The following is a 6,939-nucleotide window of genomic DNA, read 5'->3' as shown; positions in this document are numbered from 1 at the left end:
ACCGGCGGCGCCAGCATCACCGGCACGCCGACCGAGGACCAGGTGCTGACGGCGGTCTCGACCCTGGCCGACGTCGACGGCCTGGGCACGCTGCACTACCAGTGGCAGCATGACATCGGCGGCGGCTACGTCAATGTCGGCGCCGACCAGTCGACCTACACCCTGGGCGACTCCGACGTGGGCGGCATTGTCCGGGTGGTGGTCAGCTACACCGACCAGCAGGGCTTCGCCGAGTCGGCGACCAGTTCGGCCACCGCCGCCATCGCCAACGTCAACGACGTCCCGACCGGCGGTGTCAGTGTCACCGGCTCGGCGTTCTCGGGCCAGATCCTGACGGCCAACACCGCGACCCTGGCCGACGCCGACGGGCTGGGCGCGCTGCACTACCAGTGGCAGCGCGATGCCGGCTCGGGCTTCGTCAATGTCGGGGCCGACCAGTCGACCTACACGCTCACGGCCACCGACATCGGCGCCGTCGTCCGGGTGGTCACCAGCTATGTCGACCAGCACGCCACGGCCGAGGCGGTGACCAGCGCCGCCACGGCGACGGTCCTGCCGCCCAACGGTCCGCACACCGGGACGGTGACGATCACCGGCACGGTGACAGAAGACCAGGTCCTGACCGCCAACACCTCGGCCCTGGCCGACCCCGCCGGCCTGGGCACGTTCCACTATCAGTGGCAGCGCAGCGTCATCGGCGGCGGCTTCGTCAATGTCGGAACCGATCAGGCGACCTACACCCTGGGCGACCCTGACGTCGGCGCCCAGATCCGCGTGACCGTCAGCTTCACCGACGGCCAGGGCGCGGCCGAGAGCGAAACCAGCGGCGCCACCGCGGCCGTGGTCAATATCAACGACGCGCCGGCCGGCGCGGTGACGATCACCGGCACGGTCGCGGAAGACCAGGTCCTGACGGCCAACACCTCGACCCTCGCCGACGCCGATGGGCTGGGCCCGTTGCACTACCAGTGGCAGCGCAACACCGGCAGCGGCTTTACGAATGTCGGGACCGACCTGGCGACCTATACGCTGGGCGACGCCGACGTCGGCGCGACCATCCGCGTGGTGACCACCTACACCGACCTGCACGGCACGCCGGAAAGCAAGACCAGCGCCGTCACCGCGGCGGTCGCCAACATCAACGACGCGCCGACCGCCGCCAACGACGCCAATGCGGTGACGCAGCGCCTGACGGTCACGGGCTCGGTGCGCACCAACGACGGCGACATCGACAACACCGTCGCGGCGCTGACGGTGACCAACGTCGCCTACAACGCCACCCACGTGGACCAGGCCGTCGTGTCCGGGGGCACGGTGGTGAACGGCGCCAACGGCAAGCTGACGATCAATCCGGACGGTACGTACAGCTACCTGGCCGACCACGAAGGCCTGGTCGTCGGCCAGGTCGTGACCGACAAGTTCGACTATACGATCAAGGATCCTTCCGGCGCCTCGGCGACGGCCCAGCTGACGGTGACCGTCACCGGCTCGGCCACCGGCGACGCCAACGCCAACATCCTGATCAGCGACGGCTCGGCCCACACCCTGACGGGCAAGGGCGGCGCCGACACCTTGACGGGCGCCGGCGGGGCGGACGTCTTCGCCTACGAAGCGGTCAGCGACAGCACGATCGCCGCCTTCGACACCATCACCGACTTCGCCCACGGCGTGGACACGCTGCGGCTGACCCCGTTGATCACCGGCACGACCGAGCTGACCCTGACCACGGACGGGACCAACAAGGTCCTGTCCATCGACACAAACGGCGACGGCACGGCGGAGGGCCAGATCAAGTCTCTCGGCCAGGGCCTGGAGGTGACCGACATCGTCACCGGCGTGGCCAATTTCGGCTTCACGATCAACGGGTCGGCCGCCGGCGAAATCCTGACGGGCGGTTCGGGGCGCGACACCATCAACGGGTCGGGCGGCAATGACACCATCCGCGGCGCCGGCGGCGGCGACACCCTCACCGGCGGGGCGGGGCTCGACACCTTCGTCTATGACGACGGCGAATCGCCCATCCTGCACTGGGATGTGATCACCGACTTCCAGACCGGCCAGGACAAGCTGGACCTCAGGGCGGCCGACGACGGCATCGTCATCCTCGCGCGGTTCGGGGCCAGCACGTTCATCTACTTTGGCGCGCTTGGAAACTCGAGCGTCGTTCAGGTGTTCGGCGACATCAGGACCTCGGACCTGCTCGTCAGCAATGGCGTCAAGTTCTCGATGTTCGGCGACGACGGAAGCCATGGCGGCACCGGCGTCAGCGTCGACAGCTTGTCGGGCGGCGGCGGGGACGACGTCCTGGTGGGCGGCGCGACCGACTCCACCCTGACCGGCGGCGACGGCGCCGACATCATGTACGGCGGCGCCGCGCATGACACCTTCCGCTACGACTCCATCTCGAACTCGAACTTCAGCGCCTACGACAGCGTGATCGACTTCACCCCCGACCAGGACAAGATCGACATCTCGGCGATCGACGGCGGCAAGGTCACCATCGCGCGCTTCGGGGGCACGACCTTCATCTACTCGGCCCCCGACTCCAGTGGGAACTTCCAGTCGGTGATCACGGTCGCGGGCACCACGCTGAAGGCCACCGACGTCATCGCCAGCGGCGGGGCCACCCAAGCCTTCACGATGGTTGGCGACAGCACCAGCCACGATATCGCCGACACCCTGATCGCGGGCGCCGGCAACGACATCCTCTACGGCATGGACGGGAACGACATCCTGGTCGGCGCCGGCGGGGCCGACTTCATGCTCGGCGGCGCGGGGGCGGACACCTTCGTCTACAACGCTCCGGCGGACAGCGCGCCGATCGCCACGGATCTGATCTTCGACTTCAGCCACGCCGAGGCCGACAAGCTGGACCTGACCGGCATCGACGCCAATTCGGGCACCGGCGCCAACGACGCCTTCTCGGTCGTCACCAGCTTCTCCAACGTGGCGGGCCAGCTGATCATCGCCGCGCCGGACGCCTCGGGCTACCACCACGTCTCGGGCGACGTGAACGGCGACGGGGTGGCCGACTTCATGATCGCCCTGCAGGTCACCGGCACGCTCACCTCGGCCGACATCCTGCTGTAAGCGCCCGCCGTCAGATCAATCTGAAGTATTGATCTGACGGCGTCGCAACCTAAGATGTGGGCGATCGGGTCGAGTCGTCCCGGTCGCGCCGGCAGCCCCTCGACGGGCGCTCGCCGGATTCAGATCGGAGGACGCCGTGACCCGCACCCTCAGCGCCAGCGCTCAGGCGCCCCGCGATCCCGCGCTCAAGAAGACAGACAAGGCGGCCCTGCGGGCGATCGCCCAGGCGGCGGTCGACGTCGAGCTGTTCACGATCCCGCTCTACATGACCAGCCTCTACTCGATCCAGGGCATGCACGCGATCACGGGGCAGGGGAACGACTTCTACCAGGGCCGGCTTTGGCCAGGATCCAAGACCTCGGCCAATCCGGTGACCGCCAACGACCAGGCCTTCAACCTGGTTTTCTCGGTGTTCATCCAGGAGATGCTGCACCTGCAGATGGCCGCCAACATGGCCACCGTGCTGGGCGTCAGCCCCAACTTCACCGACACCGCCCTGCAGGACGATCGCCACGGCTGGACCTGCTACGGCCCAGCCAACAGCGTCATTCCCAACATCATCGACCTGAAGGACACGATCCACCACGAGGACGTGCCGGTGAATGTCGGGCCGCTGTCGGACACCCAGCTGCGGCTGTTCATCGCCATCGAGCAGCCCGAGGCCGACGCCCGCGCCAACATCAAGCAGGGCAAGGAGAAGGATTATTTTCCCGAGGCGCCCTTCGCCGACTGGAAGCCCGGCCAGCCCCTGCCGCGGTTCGGCACCATCGGCTGGATGTACCAGTGCTATTACGACTATCTGAGCCTGACCTACAGCGACGGCTCCACCCTGTGGGACCTGATGTTCACACCCACGGCCGTGCAGAACGACCTGTTCAACAGCTTCTCCTCGCCCGGCCACCCGATGCGGGAGTTCATGGGCTTCGAGACCACGATCGCCACCACCGACCAGGCCATCGCCTTCGAGCAGATGATCTCGATGATGGACGCCATCACCGACCAGGGCGAGGGCAGCGAGATCCAGCGGCGGCCCCAGCTGCTGCAGGCGGTCAAGCCGAAGTACCAGCCGTCGAACACCGCCCTGCGCGCCGACTATCCCAGCTATGACGACGCGGGAACGCAGATCCCGTCGGCCGACGCCGTGGCGAGGTCCGACAACGATCCGATGGACCACTACGAGCGCTTCAAGAAGGTGGCGGAGCTGCTGCCCCAGGTCGTCACCTGGCCGATGTGGCTGGAGAAGAACAAGGCCTGGACGGCCAAGGAACTGCAGGGACCGGACTACGATCCGTCCAACCCCCTCAAGCTGCCGACCCCCGACGAACTGGCGACGGCGCTGAACGCCCTGAACGAGCCCTCGGCCCGGGCCGAGAGCCACAAGCTGCTCAGCCAGGCGGTGATCGGGGCGATCGCCGGGGTGACCACCGTGCTCAATGACTACTGGAACCCGCCGGCCACCGGGCCGGTGCTGTTCCCGTTCCCGTCCATGGCCGGCTCGGGCGACCGGATGTCGATCGCCTGGGCGGTGCTGGGCCTGACGCCCGACCTGTCGATCGGCCTGGATCCGGCCAAGCCGGGCAAGCTGTACCATTCGTGCCAGGCGCTGGACCTGGACGGGGCGGGCGACAACGCCTGCGCCGCCGTCGAGATCTTCCACACCTGCCGCGGCTCCAACAACTGCCACGCCCAGGGCGGCTGCGGTTTCGTTCAGCCGATCAGCGGCGGCGGCAACTGCGGTTCGGCCGTGGTGACGCGCGGCTTCGGCGGCGGCTGCGCCGGACCCGGCGCCAGCGGCGGCTGCGGCCTGCCGCCCCAGAAGCTGTACTCGGCCCCCAGCGACAACCGATGCGGCGGGTTCGGCGGCTGCGCCGTGCCGATCTCGGCCTCCCAGGTGTTCCCCAACACCGGCCAGATGCAGCTGTACGACTTCGTGGAGAACAGCCAGGGCAAGGATGGTTGGCAGTCCGTGGCGTTCGGCGATCCGATGCTCTACCAGCGCGGCGAGAAGGTGCACGACGTGGCCTATCGCGCCTATCAGGCGGTGATGGAGCACCGGGGCAAATCGGTTCCGGCCGATCCTCCGGGCCCGGACAATCTGCGCCTCGTCTTCCCGCCCTCGACCTGATGGCCCCGATGGCAGGTTCACGATCGCCGGCGCCCCGTCTCGGCCTGCCCAATCTGGGCGACGGGGTGGGGCTGCGCGAACCGCATTTCCCGCACCTGATGGCGACCGCCCCGACCGACTGGGGCGTCGACTGGTTCGAGGTGATCAGCGAGAACTTCCTCGACCACGCCGGCTACGCCGCCCACGTGCTCGAGGTGGTGGCCGCCCACCGGCCGGTGGTGATGCACGGGGTGTCGCTGTCGATCGGCGGGGCCGATCCGCTGGACGCCGCCTATCTGGATAGGCTGGCGGCCCTGGCCGACCGCATCAGGCCGGCCTGGATCTCGGACCACCTGTGCTGGACCGGGGTGGCGGGGATCAACACCCACGACCTGTTGCCTCTGCCGTTGACCGAGGCCGCCCTGGCCCACGTGATCGATCGGGTGAAGGCCGTGCAGGACCGCCTGGGCCGGCCGTTGATCCTGGAGAACCCGAGCAGCTACCTGGAGTTCCGCTCGTCCCAGATGCCCGAATGGGAGTTCCTGGCCCGGTTGGCGGAGGCCGCCGACTGCGGCCTGTTGCTGGACGTCAACAACGTCCATGTCAGCGCCTTCAACCACGGCTTCGACCCGACCGCCTACATCGCCGCCATTCCCGCCGAACGGATCGTGCAGGTGCACCTGGCCGGGCCCAGCGACTTCGGCACCCATCTGATGGACACCCACGACGCCCCGGTGCCCGACGCGGTCTGGCCGCTCTACGCCCAGGTCCAGGCGCGGACCGGCGGGGTCTCGACCCTGTTGGAATGGGACGCCAACATCCCGGCCTGGGCCGACCTGCTGGCCGAGCTGGCCAAGGCGGCCGCGGCGCGGAAGGGTTGGCTGCCGGCGGGAGAGCCGCCCCTGGCCCGCGCCCATGGCTGAACCCGGCCTGCCTGGGTCCGATTTGGTCTCGCTGCAGCGCTGGATGCTGGGCGCGATCCTGGGCCGGGCGGCGCCGGCGGGGCTGGACACGGCGATCGTCAGCGATGAACGCCTGACCGCCGCCCAGCGCCTTACGCTTTACGCCCGCGGTTACCGCGCCCGGCTGATGGAGTGCCTGGCCGCCGAGTTCCCCTGCCTGCGGGCCCTGGCCGGCGAGCAGGTGTTCGAGTTGTTCGCGGCCGGCTATGTCGCCGCGCGGCCGTCGACCGACCCCAGCCTTTACGGCCTGGGCGCGGACTTCGCCGACTATCTGGAGGCCACCCGGCCGGCCGGCGACGACGGTCCCGCCGCGCTCTCGGCCCTGCCGGCCGACTTCGCCCGTCTGGACCGAGCCCGGGCCGAGGCGCAGCGCGGGGTCGGGGTGGAGCGCCTGGCCGGACCGGCGCTGGCCGCCGACCTGCTGCTGACCCCGGGCGCGCGGCTGAGGCGGCCCGACAGCGTGCGGCTTCTGATGTTGGGTTTCGATCCGGGACCGGTGCTGGCCGCCGTCGACCGGGGCGGAGCGATCGACCCGCCGCCGCCTTGCCCGACACCGGTCGCGGTGGCCCGCAGCCGCTGGCGCGTCGCCGTCCACGCCCTGCCGGCCTGGCGGCATGCCTGGCTGGAGGCCCTGGGCGAGGAGGGGGCCGACGTCCACGCCGCCGCCGCCCGCGCGGCCCAGGCCAGCGGCCGCGAGACCGGGGCGGTGATCGCCGACCTGGCTCTGTGGTTGCCGGTGGCGGCGGGACTGGGGCTTGTGGCGGCCGGCTAATGGCGGCCGGA

4 protein-coding genes are annotated in these 6,939 nt (G+C 69.5%); all 4 read left to right on the top strand.

Features of this window, described 5'->3' with window-relative positions:
- Positions 1-3,090, top strand: a 3,090-nt coding sequence (locus ASD21_RS14550; protein WP_200941437.1) for a M10 family metallopeptidase C-terminal domain-containing protein, incomplete at its 5' end; no start/stop codon positions are given.
- A 136-nt stretch (positions 3,091-3,226) separates the two neighbouring features.
- Positions 3,227-5,215 (top strand): ferritin-like domain-containing protein, encoded by a 1,989-nt coding sequence (locus ASD21_RS14545; protein WP_056442386.1) that lies wholly within the window; start codon positions 3,227-3,229, stop codon positions 5,213-5,215.
- Positions 5,216-5,223: 8 nt separating this feature from the next.
- On the top strand, positions 5,224-6,117 hold the full coding sequence (bufB, locus tag ASD21_RS14540) for an MNIO family bufferin maturase (RefSeq protein WP_056442518.1): 894 nt from the start codon (positions 5,224-5,226) through the stop codon (positions 6,115-6,117).
- Positions 6,110-6,928 carry an HvfC/BufC N-terminal domain-containing protein gene (locus ASD21_RS14535; protein WP_082554773.1) on the top strand — a complete coding sequence of 273 codons (819 nt, stop codon included), beginning with the start codon at positions 6,110-6,112 and terminating at the stop codon, positions 6,926-6,928. Before bufB ends, ASD21_RS14535 begins: the two co-directional genes overlap by 8 nt.
- The last annotated feature ends 11 nt before the right edge of the window (positions 6,929-6,939 follow it).

Source organism: Caulobacter sp. Root1455, from assembly GCF_001426905.1.
In the GTDB taxonomy this organism is placed as follows: domain Bacteria; phylum Pseudomonadota; class Alphaproteobacteria; order Caulobacterales; family Caulobacteraceae; genus Caulobacter.
Note: the sequence above shows the minus strand (reverse complement) of the source record. Positions and strands in the feature narration are given on the sequence as shown.